The 16,538-nt window shown below is 58.3% G+C and carries 11 protein-coding genes; 5 read left to right on the top strand and 6 right to left on the bottom strand.

The annotated features are described in order from the left end of the window. Positions 1-158: 158 nt before the first annotated feature. Entirely contained in the window at positions 159-371 is a 213-nt protein-coding gene (locus IEW00_RS04050; RefSeq protein ID WP_188513125.1) for a hypothetical protein, read from the bottom strand. On the opposite strand from IEW00_RS04050, the gene IEW00_RS04045 reads away from it, so the two are divergent. Both IEW00_RS04045 and IEW00_RS04040 read left to right on the top strand, forming a co-directional pair. Further along, positions 358-744 (top strand): hypothetical protein, encoded by a 387-nt coding sequence (locus IEW00_RS04045; RefSeq protein WP_188513124.1) that lies wholly within the window; start codon positions 358-360, stop codon positions 742-744. The two genes, IEW00_RS04050 and IEW00_RS04045, sit on opposite strands and share 14 nt — an antisense overlap. Further along, complete coding sequence (locus tag IEW00_RS04040) at positions 722-1,810, top strand: HNH endonuclease (RefSeq protein WP_188513123.1); 1,089 nt, start codon at positions 722-724, stop codon at positions 1,808-1,810. Before IEW00_RS04045 ends, IEW00_RS04040 begins: the two co-directional genes overlap by 23 nt. 425 nt (positions 1,811-2,235) lie before the next feature. Here the strand turns inward: IEW00_RS04040 and IEW00_RS04035 are convergent, their stop codons facing one another. The 4 genes from IEW00_RS04035 to IEW00_RS04020 all read right to left on the bottom strand — a co-directional run bounded on the left by IEW00_RS04035 (position 2,236) and on the right by IEW00_RS04020 (position 8,848). Beyond that, the gene (locus IEW00_RS04035; protein ID WP_188513122.1) at positions 2,236-3,300 is read right to left on the bottom strand and encodes a DNA cytosine methyltransferase; all 1,065 of its coding nucleotides are present in this window, start codon (positions 3,298-3,300) and stop codon (positions 2,236-2,238) included. Positions 3,301-3,463: 163 nt separating this feature from the next. Further along, complete coding sequence (locus tag IEW00_RS04030) at positions 3,464-6,334, bottom strand: Z1 domain-containing protein (RefSeq protein ID WP_188513121.1); 2,871 nt, start codon at positions 6,332-6,334, stop codon at positions 3,464-3,466. Continuing rightward, a complete protein-coding gene (locus tag IEW00_RS04025; RefSeq protein WP_188513120.1) occupies positions 6,334-7,347 on the bottom strand; it encodes a PD-(D/E)XK motif protein in 1,014 nt (337 codons plus the stop codon). Before IEW00_RS04025 ends, IEW00_RS04030 begins: the two co-directional genes overlap by 1 nt. Then, positions 7,337-8,848 carry an ATP-binding protein gene (locus tag IEW00_RS04020; protein WP_188513119.1) on the bottom strand — a complete coding sequence of 504 codons (1,512 nt, stop codon included), beginning with the start codon at positions 8,846-8,848 and terminating at the stop codon, positions 7,337-7,339. The genes IEW00_RS04025 and IEW00_RS04020 overlap by 11 nt, the downstream gene beginning before the upstream one ends. Before the next feature lie 162 nt (positions 8,849-9,010). Between IEW00_RS04020 and IEW00_RS04015 the strand changes: the two genes are divergently transcribed. After that, complete coding sequence (locus IEW00_RS04015; protein ID WP_188513118.1) at positions 9,011-9,688, top strand: KpnI family restriction enzyme N-terminal domain-containing protein; 678 nt, start codon at positions 9,011-9,013, stop codon at positions 9,686-9,688. A gap of 598 nt (positions 9,689-10,286) precedes the next feature. Beyond that, on the top strand, positions 10,287-12,212 hold the full coding sequence (locus IEW00_RS04010; RefSeq protein ID WP_188513117.1) for a PIN-like domain-containing protein: 1,926 nt from the start codon (positions 10,287-10,289) through the stop codon (positions 12,210-12,212). Positions 12,213-12,633: 421 nt separating this feature from the next. Here the strand turns inward: IEW00_RS04010 and IEW00_RS04005 are convergent. Continuing rightward, positions 12,634-13,694 (bottom strand): IS630 family transposase gene (locus IEW00_RS04005; protein ID WP_229736805.1). Its coding sequence is split into 2 segments (ribosomal slippage): positions 12,634-13,161 and positions 13,164-13,694, totalling 1,059 coding nucleotides; the frame shifts between segments, so codons are not numbered across the junction. Positions 13,695-14,205: 511 nt separating this feature from the next. On the opposite strand from IEW00_RS04005, the gene IEW00_RS04000 reads away from it, so the two are divergent. Then, complete coding sequence (locus IEW00_RS04000; protein ID WP_188513116.1) at positions 14,206-16,380, top strand: CHAT domain-containing protein; 2,175 nt, start codon at positions 14,206-14,208, stop codon at positions 16,378-16,380. Positions 16,381-16,538 lie beyond the last annotated feature (158 nt).

Raw genomic sequence — 16,538 nt, 5'->3', positions numbered from 1 at the left:
CCGACATGCCCCGCGACTGGCCAGATCCCGATGACAGGCCCGTGTCGCGCTTCGAATTCTGGATCGTCACAGTGCTGACGCTGGCGGGCCCTGCCGGGCTGCTGCTCTGGCTGTTCAGCTGAACAGATCGGGCTCTTTGATCCTGTCGGACAGCCCGATCAGGCCCTGTCAGGCAACGACAAAGCAACGCTCGCATTCACCGCCTGCATCGTGATTGCAGCTGATGTCGAGCGCAGCCAGTCCGCATAATGGCCCGCCACCCCCAGCGCATTGAAGCAATGATGGACACCGCCCTTGCCGGGGCAGGCGTCACATCCATCAACATCGCCAGGGATCTTGCTGACCGGAGGATCATCTTTGACCCCTGCCATCAGCACGCTCTCCGAAGAAGCGTTCGGTCAGGAACGACGTGCAACAGGCAATCAGCTGACTTCCCTCGCCAACGCCCTGGCACTCATCGGCATGGACGATCATCCAGGACCGTGGCTGCTTGATCTGTCGCTATCTTACGGTCATCACGGTCATCTGAGACAACCAAGAGCGAATGTAAAAATGCCGCTACGCCGCAGTGTTGCAGCTCCGGTGACTGAACCAAGGGTCCAGCCTGTTGCTGGCACGCTCAACGACACAGAAACCCGCCGGACAAACTGCAGGAAAAAATATAGGAAGCTTCTGCCAGAGAATTCTTTGGATGCTGCGCTACTGAGGTCGAGACACACCAATGCCAGAAACCTATCGAATTGAGTTAAATGGTCAGCAGCTCGATGCGACCATCGGCGTCGAACCTGGGGCGATCGTTCTTGAAAGCCGGGGCGGAACTGGCCCGCATGCACGCAATGCACAGTACAGCGCAGCACTCGAGACTATTCTCGCCCGATCCCTTGGCCAGTCCTCAAACCTTGAGCGTGTCCTTCTGGCAAGCCGCGACGCTGTACAGGCGTTTCCCGACGCCGCGAGCCGGGTGCTTGCAGAAGGGCCGGAGCTTGTTGCGCTTGGCGCGACGGCAGCAGCTACTGCCCTGCGCACACGAATGCGGGACTTTGGCAAGCCGGCCGGCAACAATGTCGGCAACTCTACCAAGCGGCTGAGATTTGAGTTCGCTGGCGGCGAACTTGTTGAGCAACTGAAGCTAAATCGCGTCGCAGACGGCCCTCAGCGGCTTACCACCAGCGAACAACGCAAGGTCACGCCTGCCGATATCCACGCCGCTGTGTTTGCACTTGCTCAGGGAGGGGACGCCCCAAATTTCGCAGACTCGCGCGATTATGATCTCGTCACGCCGGGAGGCCTGCGGTTCCCGCCCAAAAAGGTCTTCGGCCTGGCGCTTGAACGAGTACTCGGCATCGAGGCATTTCCGGCTCATTTCAGCGCCGGATGGTCGCAACCGTCGTTCGAACTGCTTCAGGCAGCGGGTTACCTCATTGTTCCCAAAGGGGAGCCCATCGCTGGCGACAAGCCGGCCGGAACCGATAGCCCGCCGTTACCGAACGAAAATGACGATCGCCGCTGGGTCGAGGGCCATCCCAGGCGGGTCGAACACCTCCGGCGCGAGAGGGCCCCCGGCCTCGCCCGCGACAAAAAGGCCGCTGTCCTGGCTGCCACCGGCAAACTCGCCTGCGAGGAGTGCGGATTTGAACCCGCGGCAAAGCACGGCCCGGCATTTTTCGATGCCGGGCTGGATGTGCATCACAAGGTTCCGCTTGCAGATCTTCCCCCCGGCACAAAGACAGCACTTGTGGACCTTGCACTGCTCTGCGCTACCTGCCACCGCATCGAACACCGGAAGATAGCCCTAGCCAAAGCGGGCTGATCAGCGGAACCACGATATTTGGGCTATCCGCATAATGTCGGCTTCTAAGTGTGCGATCCAATAACGCAGCCATTCGCCAGAACTGATCGCGAAAGACAACTTACGACCACACCCGGCCGTCCACTGTAGCGGCCATTGACCTCCGCTACCGATAGAAGCTCACTTATGGGTGCTACGAAGCAGACGTTGAATAATGCAGCCCATTTTTGGCCATTCGACCAATCACAGTGCAATCCTGAAAGCCGCCATCCACATTGCGCAACGCCGCCAAATGGCGATTTGGCTGATGGGGCAAGGCTAGGACTGGGTCCGAACACGTTTACGAAGAATGACGCTTTCCGAGTGAACAGCAAAGTTAGCGACCAGTGGTTTAAGACGCTCAGAGCGCGACCCATCTTAGTCGTCGTGGGCAGCCCGCATTCAGATCAAGCGCTTTTGGCCATTGGTGCAAGCATATTCGAAACAAGTCGGCCGAGCACACCGGCGAACGGCGGCGGCACCGCATTGCCGATCTGACGAGCGACTTCAACCTTACTGCCGCAAAATCGGAAATCGTCCGGGAAGCCCATCAGTCGAGCCGCCTCACGATGTGTAATCGGGCGATGTTGATCAGGGTGTAGATAGCGGCCCTTTTCGGGCTTGTAGAACTCGGTTCGGATTGTAACCGAGGGCCGGTCCCACCAAAGTCGACCGAATAGATCGGTGCCGCCTGAGGTCTTCCTGATCCAGCAGTCCGGGGTGATGTCGGGCGCGTTGCGCTGCAAGTCGAAGCGATTACCGCCCAGCGGAACAGCTTTGTAGCGCTTCAGACTCATCGCTGTCGGATTGCGCTTGATGTGTAGATCCAGCGGTGCTGGCCCCTGAATCTCGGTCATTACTGGAACAGGCAGATCGGCAATGACATCTCGAACAGTGCGCCACCGAGGAAGATTGCTGTCGGTTCCGGGTTCTGCATGCGTCTTCAGCGGGGGGAATTCAGGTGTCCAAGCACCCGGCTTCCAGCCGATCAAAATCGTCCGCTTCCGCGTTTGCGGTGCCCCGTAATTTGCGGTGTTTAGAATTTCCGCACTCGTGCGGAAGCCTTCCTTTTCTGCGCGCTCACGAATCGCGACTAGCTCCGGCGAACGCATCAACTCCGTCACATTTTCCATAACGAAGATACGTGCGCCCGATCGCACTACCACGTCGAGATATGGCTCCCACAGTGCACGCCGAGCATCGCCGTCGCGCTTCTTATTTAAAAGGCTGAACCCTTGGCAAGGCGGTCCACCGATGACCACATCCGCCGCAGGGATATCGGCGCTCTTCAGCCATTCCTCGACATTGCCGCAAACCGCCTCGCCCGAAAAATTTGCCTTATGCGTCGCAATTGCTGCGGCGTCATTATCAACGGCCAGCACAGGTTCGAAATCACCGCAGAATCGTTTGTCCGAAAAGCCGAGGGACATGCCGCCAGCGCCACAGAACAGATCGATCAGTTTAAAGCCCATGGGCAACCCTATCAATGGTTTGAAACGGATCCGAAACTCGAAAACCGATGTCAAATGTCACGGCCGCCTTATCCCTGCCGACTCTGCCCGGGTGGACTCGCTTAGGCAATGGCCAAAATCGATCGGGCGAGCGGGATGATGGCCGAGTTGACTCGGGGCAGCCTTAATCAACGTTGATAACGGCATCCTCAGGCTTATCCGGCATGCGAACGGTGAAGCCAAGCGGTGATTGGATGTGGTTCTCGGGAAACAGCAGGGTAAAGCCGACGGTAAAGGGCGGCTTCGCTGGCTTTGGGTTCTTCGTGGCCGCCTTTTGGTCCGTGATGGGATAGTAGAGCATGACGCCGCGATGCGGGGAGCGCAGCGCGTTCAGTTCATCACTCGCGCGGGGAAGCACCTTCTGGCAGCAGATATGCTCGGCAAACTGGCGGTGGACCGGGTCGTTGTAGGTGTGAAACCGATGCGGAAGTTCATGGCGGGAACGATAGACGACATCGAAATCAGTGCCATTGATGGAGTTCAAACCGCGCGGATTTTTAATCTGCGGGCTAAGAAGCAACCAGTCCTGGATCTCATGATCGCCCGCTTTGCCCTGAAGGAATTCAAGCTGCAGCTGGAGCGGGTTTCCGTTGCTAGCCTCTCTGCTGCGGGGGTCGAACCATCGATAGGCCTGAAGGAAATCCAGCAACTTCTTGGTCTCGAAGGTTGCAATATGAGCTTTCAGCGTTCTGAGTGATCCGCGGGCTTCCGCCTGAAGTGTATGAAGATTGATGGCCGCACCCTTGAGGAGCGTGCCCAGTAGCTCATTGTTGCGCTTGATCAAATCCTCGTCGTGAGGCGCGAAGGTCGATTCAGCCAATTGCCCGCCAAAATTGCGGAATTGGATAACGGCGTTGCGCATCTTATTCGCAGCAGTTGGGCGCAGCATGTGTTGAGGTACAAGGGGCGGGATCTTAGCCGGAGTCATCCTCGGCTGTTCCATCGAGGCGTACCGCTCTAGGTCCTTGCGGAACAGTTCTTCATCGCGGCACACGCCGCCGAACGCTTCGTAAAGATCGATTGTCGCGTAGCCCTTTGCAGACTTTTTCTCTTTCGTCCCGATGAAGAGCCGAACCAGATCCTTGTAACCCCGACGAAAGCCAAACCAGCGCCCCATCTGCATCAGCGTGTCGCCAGCGCCAGCGCGACGGCGGTAATAGCTGACCGTTAGTCCTTCAACCGTGTAGCCGCGCGACAGTTTTGTGCCGCCGACCAAAATCTTCCAAACTGATTGTTTATCGAAGTCGGGGGTCTGCTCCTTGGTTTCGTTGTTGACCACGAGCACTGCATCTCCCGCCTCGCCGATCCGCTGGAGACAATCGCCAAGGTTAGGCAACAGCTCTTCCAACGAGGCTGGGAATACCTCACCCTCACCGCGCCGATCAAAAACCGGTTTGAAATCGTCCTCAAACAACGCGGCCAATCGCTCGAGTCCTTTGCCTCCGTCATAGCCCGCGGCCGCAAACACTTTACGGACATCGCCCGCGAGGGCCTTTTGGTCGACAACAAGCTGGGACACGTGAACCAGCATCGTGTGATGGCGGAATTTGAGCTTTGGATTACGCTCAGAGCGCCACAACTTGATCGCACCCGCGAGCACGTAACTGTCAATGGCTGACTGCAAATTCTTAGGATCGCTGTCCTCGCCTATGACTTCGCGGACGAAATCACGCTTGTTCGGCTTCACGTCCTCGTTGCCTTCTTCGAAGTCGTAGAAATCTGACACGCCCATATAGCCGATCGGTCTGGGCAGAGCGATCAGGAAGTCTTTGGGGAAAATATCACCTTCGCTTGCCGGATCGACAAACACGTTGGCGAACGGTGTCGCAGTGTAACCGATATACTGCGATCTCGGCAGCAGTCGGAGCAGATCGACGATCGCCTGATTTGTTGCGTTGCGCTCCTCCTCAAGTGCGCCTGGCGTCTGCTTCTTCGTGTTGATGCTAGCCTGATCGGACTCGTCGTCAATGATGAGAACTGGAACCTGATCGAGCGCCGCACCGATCTTCTGACGCCCCAGCGATGTCAGATCGGTAAGCAGACGCTGCACAACCTTGCTGTTTTTCTTGAGCACCGCAATTCGCGTTGGCGCGCTATAAAGATTGTCGGGGTGATTGAAGGGCAGTGCCGGATTCTTGGGAGCAAATTTCAGCGCTTCAACTCCCAGGGCCAAGCGCTGATAGTCTCCTTCAGGTCCTGTAAGTCTGACCAAATCAAAGGCTCCAAGCTCGCTCGGCTTTGCTCCGTGAGTCAAAAACTCACCCCAGTCGGGATCGTTGACATAAGCGCGATCCAGGAGTTCGCGGCCCACGAGCTCCTTGTCGATGCGGCGTTGGGTCTGCGAGCGCAATACGTCCAGCATACCACCCAGCACGATAATCAGGCGGTACCCGGCGTCGGCGGCTTTTGCGATCACGCCGGTGAAGTTCGCCGTCTTGCCGCTTTGAACGTAGCCGATTACCAGACCCTTGGACTGATACGCAGTCTCCGCCGTAGGATCGGCGAGGCGTTCGACGACGCTGCTGGTGCTGTCATCCAACTGCAGTATGCTATCTTCTGCCCAGCCTTGCCGAAGTAGCTGTCCTGAATATTGCTTCCAATAATAGTCGCGGCTTGACTGGATTTCGGGCGTGTACCACTGCTCGTGGTCCGTCGCGATTACGGTGGGTCGAGCGAGCGGTTGGAAAGGTAACCGATCGTTGCAAAACCCTTTCCAGAGATCATCAAGCCCGAGCCGATCATAGATCACAGTGCGGCGTTCGGCAGTATTAACCGGTGTGACACCAGCCCAATCCGCGATCTCGTTATCCCACCTTGCGAGCTTCCGCCGTAAGATCCCAAGTAAATCATCGCCCGGCCCTGCATCTTTTAGCGCCTTGAGCAATGCGTCCTGGCTAAAGCCCGCCTCATCCTCAGCCACATATTGCAGGGCGCGTTCGAGTTTTTTCGGGCCCGCAGTCATCCCGGCTAGCGCCGCGTTCAGGATATCAAACATTAACCAGCTCCAGTATTAGCGGGGACAGCGGGCAGAACAGCGTGGAACTCTTCAGTCCCATCGGCGAAACCAAAGCCGTCCACATCGATCGCATAGGACACCTGGCTGATCCTAGCCGTGAAGAAGCGCCCATCAATTTGAGCTAAAGCATCAGCTGTCAGGCGGGGCACACCGTCTCCGACCGCTATCAGAACTGGGACGTCGCGCAAGCGACGGCGTCGGCTATAGAGCGGAGCGTCGGCCGGATCATAGCCGAGCATGGCAATGCCTGCACGGAAGCGGGTCAGGGCAGCATGCGACGAAGCGAGGCCTGACTCTATTGCGGACACCACTTCGGGAAGCGTGCGGCCGCCAGTGCCAGCGTTAGCCAGCTTAAGCGAGAGCAGATACAAGGAGCAATCGACGCTCGGCTGCAGCTGCCCAAGACCGTTGATGGTATGAATGCGCTTTGCGCTAGAGGTTGTCTTCACTTCGAATTCGACATTGCCGACCCGAAAGTCATGTGGCTGGCTAAGCGGACCAACCCATGCGTCGACGGCATCTATGCCTTGAAAGGCAATTAGTCGCTCGATCAGCCACAACTCCCCAAAAAGACCTGCTTGGGTTTCTTCTGGCATGATCGAAGGTCGGCTGATCAACGCTTCCCATCGTTCCACAGCATCAGCAAGTGCCGCATCAGGGTTTGTTCCCTCCCCGACGACAGCAGCAACAATTTCAGCAACCAGGCGGTAGAAATTGCAGAACAGATGGCGGGCATCAGTCCAGATTTCGGTGTGCCGACGATCGTTGCCCGCGACCTCATCGACATGGATCTCGGCAAAAGGAAAAACCTGGCCTTCTGCGCGAGGTCCAGATTGCTCAAAGCGGGCGCCGATACGCTCCGCATTTTGATCAATGAAGAGCGAGACGATTGGATCCTGCCGTACCACGAAGAGGTGCGGGATGCCGGTTTCAATATAGTCGCGTTCAAATGCTGCCCAGTCCGGCAGAAGGATTGGCGTATCAGTCATCATGGTCTTTCAGGCGGATTTTGATAATTTCAAAAAGCAACGCGTTGGTGAGGTCGACATGTTCGCGCAGTTTGCGGGACGAACGTTGTCGCCCGAAGTCGTCCTTGTAGAGCTGAAACAGCAGTAATTTCACCAGCGGCGCGTCCGCGGCAGAGGCAGAGGAACCGTCCAGAATCGCTTGGCGATACTCACGGTTCAGCACGATCATCATATCTGTCAGGTCGAGATTGAAGACCTGACCATCGTCCAGTTCCCCCCATGCGAAGCCGATTTCTTCGGCCTGTTTGGCTCCGGCGATTCGCTTGTGCGCGGCTCGGCGAATCCGCATCGCGACACCTTGCCCTGGCACCGCGGGCGCGGTGCCAGGGCCCCTCGCGGTCCTCCGCGATGCGCGAATTGCTGCACGCGCTGCTTCAAGAAAATCTTCCAAATCGACTTCACCGTCTGAGGCGGCGAGCAAAGCTTGCGCTTGCGAGGCGGTTACCTGGAGCGCCGATTTCTGGACGTTGACGTCGATGCCAGCAGGCGGAAGCTCGATAGCAACACGCGCGAGGAGCAGCTCGGGATCTTGATCGCCTTTAACGACTCCGTTCCATCCGCCAGCCTGGATCAGGCGATTGTTGCGGTAGAAGTAGAACCCCTGATGCTCGACACCTTTGCGACTACCGAGCAGGAATCCATCCGCGGATGAACCAGCAGGCCAGATATGCGCATCGAGGGAGAGTGTGCCGAGACCTGGGAACTCACAATCGAGCGCCTTAGGCCATCCGCTCGCACCAGGGTTTGGGTAATGGAATGGGTTATGCGGCCGCACAGGACGCGGAAGAGCCAATGCGCGTCGTTCGTGGCGCACAACGATCGCAATCGAAAGCGCGCCGCTTTCGAGGAAGCGATGGAAGGTGAGACCTAGATGCGCTTCCAATCGTGGCATTGCGGTGCTGAGATACTCATCAAGTGCATCAGCTTGCTGAGAAACCACCAGGCGATCAAGCCGCTCCCAAATGACGAGCGTGCCGCACGACGGCGCTTTGCCTCGCAGACACAGCTCATCGAACACGTTACCCGCCTTAACGGGATCGAGCACTTCGCAGCGCCAATCATTGTCGATGGCCTCAACAGACCACCGGCTTGCAACCACATTGCCGCTTTGCCGGCTGATCACCGTCATGGTCTTGGATTGGCTGAATGACGCTGACTTAAGCCCCATACCGTACGTGCCGAGGTCGCCTGCATCGTGATCGGTTCGGCCAGCAAATTGCATACCGGTCCTAAGGGCGGCCATATCCATGCCGCGCCCATCATCGGCAATCGTGACTGCGGTGATTTCATGATCGTTGCGCAGGAACGTGACTTCGACACGCGTCGCTTCAGCATCGATCGAGTTGTCAATGATGTCGGCGATCGCTGCGGGCAACTCATATCCGATACGGGAAAGCGCCCGAATCGTGCCCTTGCCTTCCGGCCGCAACAGCATGTGATCCACTGTTGCCAACGGCTCCAGCATGTTCTCCCCCTCTGCCCCGGCTTGCGGCTTCAAACTATTCGCTATAGCTCTGCTGCATCTTGCACAATCAGATCGAGCACATTGAGATCGATCGATTTTCTAGATAGGGAATCTATGGCTCGTCGATCGCAAACAGGCAACCCGGAAGTATTGCGGCTGAAATTGGTCGATCTTCTGCACGACCTCCCGGAACGGCTACGTAGCGGCACTATTGGAGAACAGGTCTCCAGCCTCGTCGAAGTTAATCTCCATCTGAGAGCATTAGGGGCATCAATCGGCGCTTCTCTTTCGCCCGAGAGTGCAGGATCGGGCCGCGCACGATTGCTGGCCTATTTGCGGCATCAGGTTGGGCAGATTGTGCATACTGATGAATTGCTGATCGTCGCTGGCATTGGTGATTATCCTCGCCGCATTCGAGAGCTGCGCGCTGATCATGGATGGCCGATCATTTCAGGCTTAGCGGTTCGCGACATCCGTGCCGACGCAGCCGCCGCAGAAAAGCGAAACCGCGGCATCGAACAGGTCAGCAAAATGGCGGCTGAGGAATATCTGCTGATTGAAGACACCTGTGATTTCGACGCTATCGGTCGTTGGGAGCAGGCGGTTACGATCCGTGATCAGTCGGCAGATGTGAAGTCGGCAGTGCTTGCCTATCTCAAGCGGGCCCCGGGCAAGCGCATTACGGCAGAAGAGCTGCGCTATGTCGCTGGAAACAGCAGCACTTGGCCGGCAGCTGTGCGCGAGCTTCGCCATGAAGGTTGGTCGATTGCTTCCAAAGATGCAGGTTCAAATGATTTGCCGTGGGGTCTCTATGTGTTTGGACCAGAAAAGTGCGGCTGACTCCCGTATGATCGTCGTTTTCTTGACTACGTAGAGCACATCAATTTAGCGAGCTAACGGCACCGGGGAAGGCCATCACTTTAGGCGTCGGCGCCTTTCTTGCTCTGTCTGTGATTTGGAACTCGTGAACCCACCTCGCACTTGGTGTAGCCGCGCTGTTGGCTGACGCCACCCCCCATGTTTCATCCCTTCGGCCAAAAGTCGAAAAGAATGAGAAATGAGTAAAAGACCCAAAAGCCCGCGGGCCTACGAGGAGTGATCAAAAGTTATCGGATCAGCGACCATATCCGACGTCAGGCCTGATGCTCCGCTGTATGTGGATGGGCCAGTCTCTACTGCTCAATTGTAGCCAGCTTAGCAAGGCGATAGGCCGAACGCTAATTACCCGTTCCCGACAAAACTCGACTTTCAAGCCCCGGGTGCGGAGCGATGGCCCATGACCGTCCGGCAGAAGACGACCCAACTTGAGCCGTTCCCGTGCAGCAGCGGAGGGTCCGCTCACGCCGGGACCGGCCATCCAAAGGTTAAACAGTTGCCGGGCAGCTAGCCTTGCAGTAGCGACACTAGAAGAAGTCGCATTACAATATGGGAAGATTTGATGCCGGTTGCTTTTGATCCCCTAATTATTGAGCCGCTCGATCGTCGGGCATACAATCAAGAAGTAGCCAGCGCGCTTAACGAGCCGACAACGCGCATCTTCCTAGATACGAACATTCTGATGTGGACATATGGTCTGCATCTGGGAGCTCGCACCGATCTTTGCGACTGGCTGAAAGATGGCCCCCAGAAAGGCCGTATTCATATCCCGCGGCGGGTACTCCACGAGTTTTCCGCGCACCGCAACGACCAGAAAGCTCTTTATCCCTTCGGCCAACAGTTCAAAACGCTGACCAAGGCGCTGGAGACGTTCGAGCAACAGGCGCCGTTGGTCGCCGATGACGCCTGGGCGAGCCAGAAGGGATTTACGGACCGCGCTACATATCTCGCCAAAGTGTCGACCGCGCGCGATGCCCTTTCAAAGCTCATAGAACCGATCACCAAAGGCGATAAGCTCGAGACCTTACATGCTCAGTTGATCCCGGTGTTCAACGCTCTTGCAATGACCGGCAACATTCATGACGGGCTGGCGCAGCTCCGTGACAGCTATGAGGCGCGGGCAGAATTACGCATCGCTCCAGGGTTTAAGGATATCAACAAGGGTAAGAAGAACGAAGAGGACAATGTCGCCGCGGGGCTGCCCGCCAAAAACGGGGCGAACCGCTTTGGCGATTTGGCGATCTGGGACGAGATCCTGACGTTCGTAAACGCCATTGAACCGAAACCCGGGGCGATTATCTTGCTAACGCATGATGGTAAGACCGACTGGATTTATTATCCAGCGAAGATCATTGACCTCGATGGCCACACAAAACCCAACAGGAGTGATGACCCGGAGTGTCTCGGCGTGGCCCAGCCTATACTCTGCCACGAACTAAAGACGCGAACGCAGGTTCCGGCCCTATATATCTTGAGCATCCGGCAACTGGCAATGATTGCCAATCTCGACCCAGTCGCCGGCTTCAAGTTCGTCGAGCTGGCTCGTGCGGTCCAAGCCGAGGTGAGCGAGGAGCAATCAAACGAAGAGGGCAAAACTGAGCCTAAGCTGAGGGAGGAAGAAGTCGAGTGTGACGAGTCGGCCGATGAGCAAGGCGACGAGACGGATGAGGGCCCATACCAGAACCCCCAAGAAGAAGTGCAGCCAAACGATTTGCAGGCTTTCTTCGTCAATCTACCAAACACGGCGCGCTGTGACTTTGACTATACGAGCGATCCTGCTGGCCTCGAGGAGTTCGAAGCGGTGATCAAAGGCCTAAAAAGCCACAGCTGGTATCGACAGAATCCGGCCGTCAAACAGGGGCTTGCCTTGCTCGTCGTGCCCGGTGTCAGCCTGTTGCAGGCCTTCATCTTCGGCAGGAATCTCTACCAAGCCGCGGTCGGCACCTCGAGTGATGCGATGCGCGCCCTGGAGGGCTTGGAATCGCGTCTCGAAGCGTGCTCTGATGCCGTCGCCAATGCAGTCTACGCGGGTGCCTACTTCGAGCTCTATTTTGGACGCCAAGGGAACCTACGCGAGGTTCCCAAAACAGGACAAATCGACCCGCTGTTCCGGCACCAACAGTCGATGCGGCTAGCGCCAGCTGTCAATTTCATCCGCACAGAGTTGGCACAGGCCCACGCCAGGCTACTGGTGCTACCGGCGCCTGCACCAGTCGTTCGGGCGTTCGAGGTCAAGTTTGACGTAGAGGAAGCGATTGTGGCCGTCCGGTTGGGCGAGACGGATGTGACCGCTCCGTTCAACGCAAACAATGAAGATCAGCGATTGCTCCCGCCCAAGATCCGCTACTCGGCGCTTCGCAACATGATCTCGCAGCAATTTGCCATCCCAGCCGCCCAAATCCATCTCGCGCCAGAATTTGAGGATACAAGAAAAGTAAATGATTTGGAGTTTATTGCCTGGAATCCAGTAGATGGTCCACAGCTTTAGATACAACCAGAAGGCCAACAAGCAATGGATGACCGCTTCCCACCTATGGCGGTAGCTGGCTCGCGGGCGGCGGGGGAACAACCGTCACCTATTGGGTTCAGTTAGGCTAGACTGCCAAGATCGGCGGCATTTGTGCTCTTTGCTGACAGTCCCGTTTGGGGCGGCTGATCGACAATTTTGTCGTCGGCTGTCGAGCGTGCAGGCTGAGCAGAACGACGGGTTGTGGTCGGGGGTCGGCGCCGTGTGAATGTCGGCTAACTCGACGACGAGGCTCTGAACCGGACATTCCACTATCGGCCAGTCATGGCCTAGTCAGCACCCTAGACTTTGGCGACCGAAGCACCATCTCATCCTAGACAACGATCGCCGCAATCGTGGATCGAAAAGGTTTGACCTGGCTTGTTATACCAACGCGCATTGATCATGACCCATGAGCCCACCTGCGTAGGCCGATAGACATAATTCGCCATGGCTGATCGACGAGTTTGTTCCATGCGAAGCAGCAGTGGTCGATGATGTCGTCGTATGATTGGTAGATGCGGTTCGACAACCAGTTGTCGCGCATGAACTGCCACACATTCTCCACCGGATTGAGTTCTGGACATCTGGGCGGCAGAGGCATGAGGGTGATATTGGAAGGTATGACCAGCTCGGCCGAGCCATGCCATCCGGCCTGATCGAGCAGCAGCACCGCATGCGCACCTGGCGCGATGTGGAAGGCGATTTCCTCCAGATGCATGCTCATCGCCTCGCTGTTGCATTTGGGCATGACGATGCCGGCGGCCTTCCCTTCAGCGGGGCATATCGCACCAAACAGCCATGCGGAGGCGCGTCGCTGATCCTTGGGCGCTGACGGGCGGGTGCCGCGTCTGGCCCAACGCCGGGTGAGCTTGGTTTGCTGGCCGATGCGCGCTTCGTCCTGCCACCAAAGCTCTATGGGCGTTCCTCTCGGGAGCGTTCGCCTGATCTGCGCCAGACGGGAGGCGAAGTTTTTTTAAATTCGACAATGTCATCGGGCTTTTGCCCGTGATGCCGTGGGCGCGCGGAGAGTTTCCGATATCCCATCGCGCGAAGCTCGCGTCCCAAGGTATGGCGGGTCACGGAAAGCGCGAACTCATCCCAGACCCACTGCGCCAGATCAGCAAGCCGCCAGCGCACAACGCCATGGGCAGCAGGGATCGGCCCAGCCTCGATCTGCTCCGCCAGCCGGGCGCGTTGCTCATCATTCAGGATCGAAGCTCGTCCCGGTGCCTTGCGTGTTGCCAGGGCATCAGGACCGCCCTCGTTGAACCGCAACACCCAGTCGCGCACAATCTGCAGGGTGACACCGGCAAACTTGGCCGCATCACTCCGACTTCCGCCGTCAACGATCAACGCCAGCGCCAGTAGCCGGCGAACCTGACCCGGGTCACTGCATCGTCGGGCAAATCCCCGCAAATCCGATGATGTGTGATCGGTCCGAACCCCAATCGCTGCCGCCATTGCAAGCCTCCATATGCCTGCCGCAACGAATCATAATTTCAGCCGGTTGGAAATCCCTCGCGTGAGTCAGCCTCAGCGCGCCTTGGTATTAGCCTGCATTTATTGCAAGGGGTTCATGCTCCGCACTGGAGAGGGGGCAAGGCGCGTCCGCGCTCTTCACGCGAATATGTTATCTCATCGGGAAGGAGCGTTCCAAAGTGGGGCCTCGACGAGTTGGTCGCGAGGTGGGGCGCCACACCAGATCCGGGCGGGCCGGCAGTCGTCGATCTGAGGCCCGCGGCTGACGAGCTGGACATCCGGCTGATCGCAGCAGTTATGCGACAAGTCGATGCCCTAGGTCCCTCCCGCGAAGCTGAGTGTAAAGCCACTCGCGAATGAGGCTGGGGCTGCATTCACGATGGGCTATTACAGGAGGCGGGACCTCGTGGCAAATCTCCGCGTCTTGGGAGGTGCGTCACGACACCCGTCAACAAGGTCGCTGTATAGGTGTAGTCGGGGGGTGCATTGTGCAATGAATGGGGAATCAAATGATGGTCAGTTGGTCGAGGGCGTGATGGTGATCATCAGGGATCGCTTCCCGCGCACTAGCTCGGCTTATCCCGACCTGATGCTCTGGGACGGACCGTTCGACTGGGCGGATCCTGCCTCGAAGGCGATGGCGATCATGCTCATCCAGCTTCAGAGTCGGTTCGCCCTTGCGGGGCAGCGGGAGTTCCTCGAGTACTGCGACGCCGTCGGCGACGACATCGGCGCAATGGTCGAGGACGGGGCGGTCGGATACGAGGCCGACACCGTCGACGAGTACCGCCTGCTCTTTGCCCTGAAGCCGATGGAGCTATGCCTGGTCTGGGGCCTGAACGGACAGTGCCATGGGTGGGCATTGTGGTCTCTGGCCCGGAACATCGACCGCGACGATCGCGTCTTCGACACGAACTACTCGTTCTTCGCCCCGGAATCGCAGGCAGCGCCAGAGTTCAGGGATCTAGCGTTCGCCAACCTGCCGCGCTGGACCGCAGCCTTTGTAATGCTCGCGCGAAAGTTCGGTGGGGTCGATGACGTCGCGCGAAGTGTCACACCGATGTGCTGGGATCTAACGGAGAAGATGTTCCGTATGGGAGTCAACGTGGGGCAGTCCCTAGAGGCACTGACCTGCCTAGCTAATTGGGCGAGCAACGCAGACGAACCGCAGGCGGAGGCGTGGGTAAAGTATCTGCTCCGACTGTGGTCAGGCGCCCTGCCTGACGCAAACCGCGCGCAGATCGGCATCGTCATGATGAGCCCGGCCCATCGCTTCACGGGCCGCGATCCCCAGGATTGGGCCGATGAAATGCTCAGTCGTTGGTCGCACATCCTTATCGAACACATGGAGTTGCAGGTCCTAGCGGTGTCTCTCAAAACCATCGAGGATTGGCGAGACAGGCGTAATCGCATTCTGGCTTCGGCGGTCCAACTGGCGCGCTCATACCGCGAGCAGTCGGGCGATGACGAGACGGTCGCGCTGCAGGCTCTGGAGAGTCGGGTCTCAATTATCCACCCGCTGATCTGGTTTCTCACTGAGCATGGAGAAGTTGAAGACGTCCTCGACGTCCTAGGTGCTTGGTATGTAAAGGAGGGCGAGCGGACCTGCGACGTCAATGTACTATTCGTCGCATCCGGCCACATGAATGGCGTAGCCTACCTTTGGCACGGTGGACGGCTGGCGTTGCCGCGCGGAGAGGGTCCGAGCACCTTCGACGCGGTGCTGGCGGCTGGCTCGCTCGCGCAGCGCGAATACCACCGTGCCACGGCTGGCGGCGACGACAGACCCGACATCGATTATCGCCGGATGGGGCAACCTGACGAGGCGGCCGGTCCAGAATTCGAGGCCGCGGCGCGCGCGCACTTCGAGCCGTCTCGCTTGGCCGCCGCGCTTCCGCCGGGCCAGCTGATCCGTTCGGTGGTGACCGTCCCTTCATTGCCCGCTCCGGTTCTCGCGTTGCTTGCAACCGAAGGCGGCATCGTCGCGGCCGAAGAAGTCAGCCTGAGGCAGCCGCTTCCTGTTCGGCCGATCAATCGCTTGGCAGTCTGGCAGGGCGGGACAATGCACGAGGGTTTCGAGGTGGAGGCGCTGGAGCGCGTCGCCGCTCTCGCTGGCTGGACAATCGATGTCCAAGGCGGCGACCTTGCCGCATTCGAGCGTTTCTATACTGATCCGATTGCCGACCTGCTGTGGATCATTGGCCACGGTGAGCATTCCCCGCACCGCATCGAACGTTCAGGCTTGGTGATCGGCGAGGCAATCGTGACGGCGGATCGGCTGCGCGGGATGGTGCCTGCGGGTGAGGGCCGGCGACTGCTGGTGCTCAACGTCTGTAGTGGGGCGACGGCACAAATGCGGGGCGGCATGGCGCGCATTGGGATCGGCCAAGAGCTGACATGCCCGGCGCAACAAGTGGCGGCACATTTATGGCCGGTGGGGATGTTTGCCGCCTTGGCGTTCGGCGCGAAGTTCGCGTTTGAGCTGTCCGTAGCGCCCACTCCGGAAGCCTATGCGCGAACGGTCGCCGGGATGCGCGATCCCGCGGCGCTCCGGGCCGACCTCGTCACCCGGCTGGGACCCGGACTGGCGATCCACGACCGACTTGCGCATCAGGACGCCCAGATCGGCAACGCGATGGCATGGGGTGCCCCGATATTGTTAACGTGAACGTCGTCCCAATCGGTGGAAGTGAAATGTCAGGGATGCCTTGGCGCCCATCTGGTGCCAGGGCATACTGAAGGCAAACTCAACAAGCGTCGACCGTAAGCCTGCGGTGAGTACCGCGGTTCAGGCAGCCTGACGCTGGATTTGAGCGGGTCGCCAGT

Origin of the sequence: Blastomonas aquatica, from assembly GCF_014639875.1 — a bacterium.
Lineage (GTDB): Bacteria > Pseudomonadota > Alphaproteobacteria > Sphingomonadales > Sphingomonadaceae > Blastomonas > Blastomonas aquatica.
This window is presented reverse-complemented; position numbering and strand designations above follow the sequence as displayed.

What these genes read in the sequence shown, in the direction of transcription:
- IEW00_RS04050 (WP_188513125.1), bottom strand. Translation starts at nt 371, where the DNA reads ATGGCAGGGGTCAAAGATGATCCTCCGGTCAGCAAGATCCCTGGCGAT.
- IEW00_RS04020 (WP_188513119.1), bottom strand. Translation starts at nt 8,848, where the DNA reads ATGCTGGAGCCGTTGGCAACAGTGGATCACATGCTGTTGCGGCCGGAA.
- IEW00_RS04030 (WP_188513121.1), bottom strand. Translation starts at nt 6,334, where the DNA reads ATGTTTGATATCCTGAACGCGGCGCTAGCCGGGATGACTGCGGGCCCG.
- IEW00_RS04040 (WP_188513123.1), top strand. Translation starts at nt 722, where the DNA reads ATGCCAGAAACCTATCGAATTGAGTTAAATGGTCAGCAGCTCGATGCG.
- IEW00_RS04000 (WP_188513116.1), top strand. Translation starts at nt 14,206, where the DNA reads ATGAATGGGGAATCAAATGATGGTCAGTTGGTCGAGGGCGTGATGGTG.
- IEW00_RS04010 (WP_188513117.1), top strand. Translation starts at nt 10,287, where the DNA reads ATGCCGGTTGCTTTTGATCCCCTAATTATTGAGCCGCTCGATCGTCGG.
- IEW00_RS04035 (WP_188513122.1), bottom strand. Translation starts at nt 3,300, where the DNA reads ATGGGCTTTAAACTGATCGATCTGTTCTGTGGCGCTGGCGGCATGTCC.
- IEW00_RS04025 (WP_188513120.1), bottom strand. Translation starts at nt 7,347, where the DNA reads ATGATGACTGATACGCCAATCCTTCTGCCGGACTGGGCAGCATTTGAA.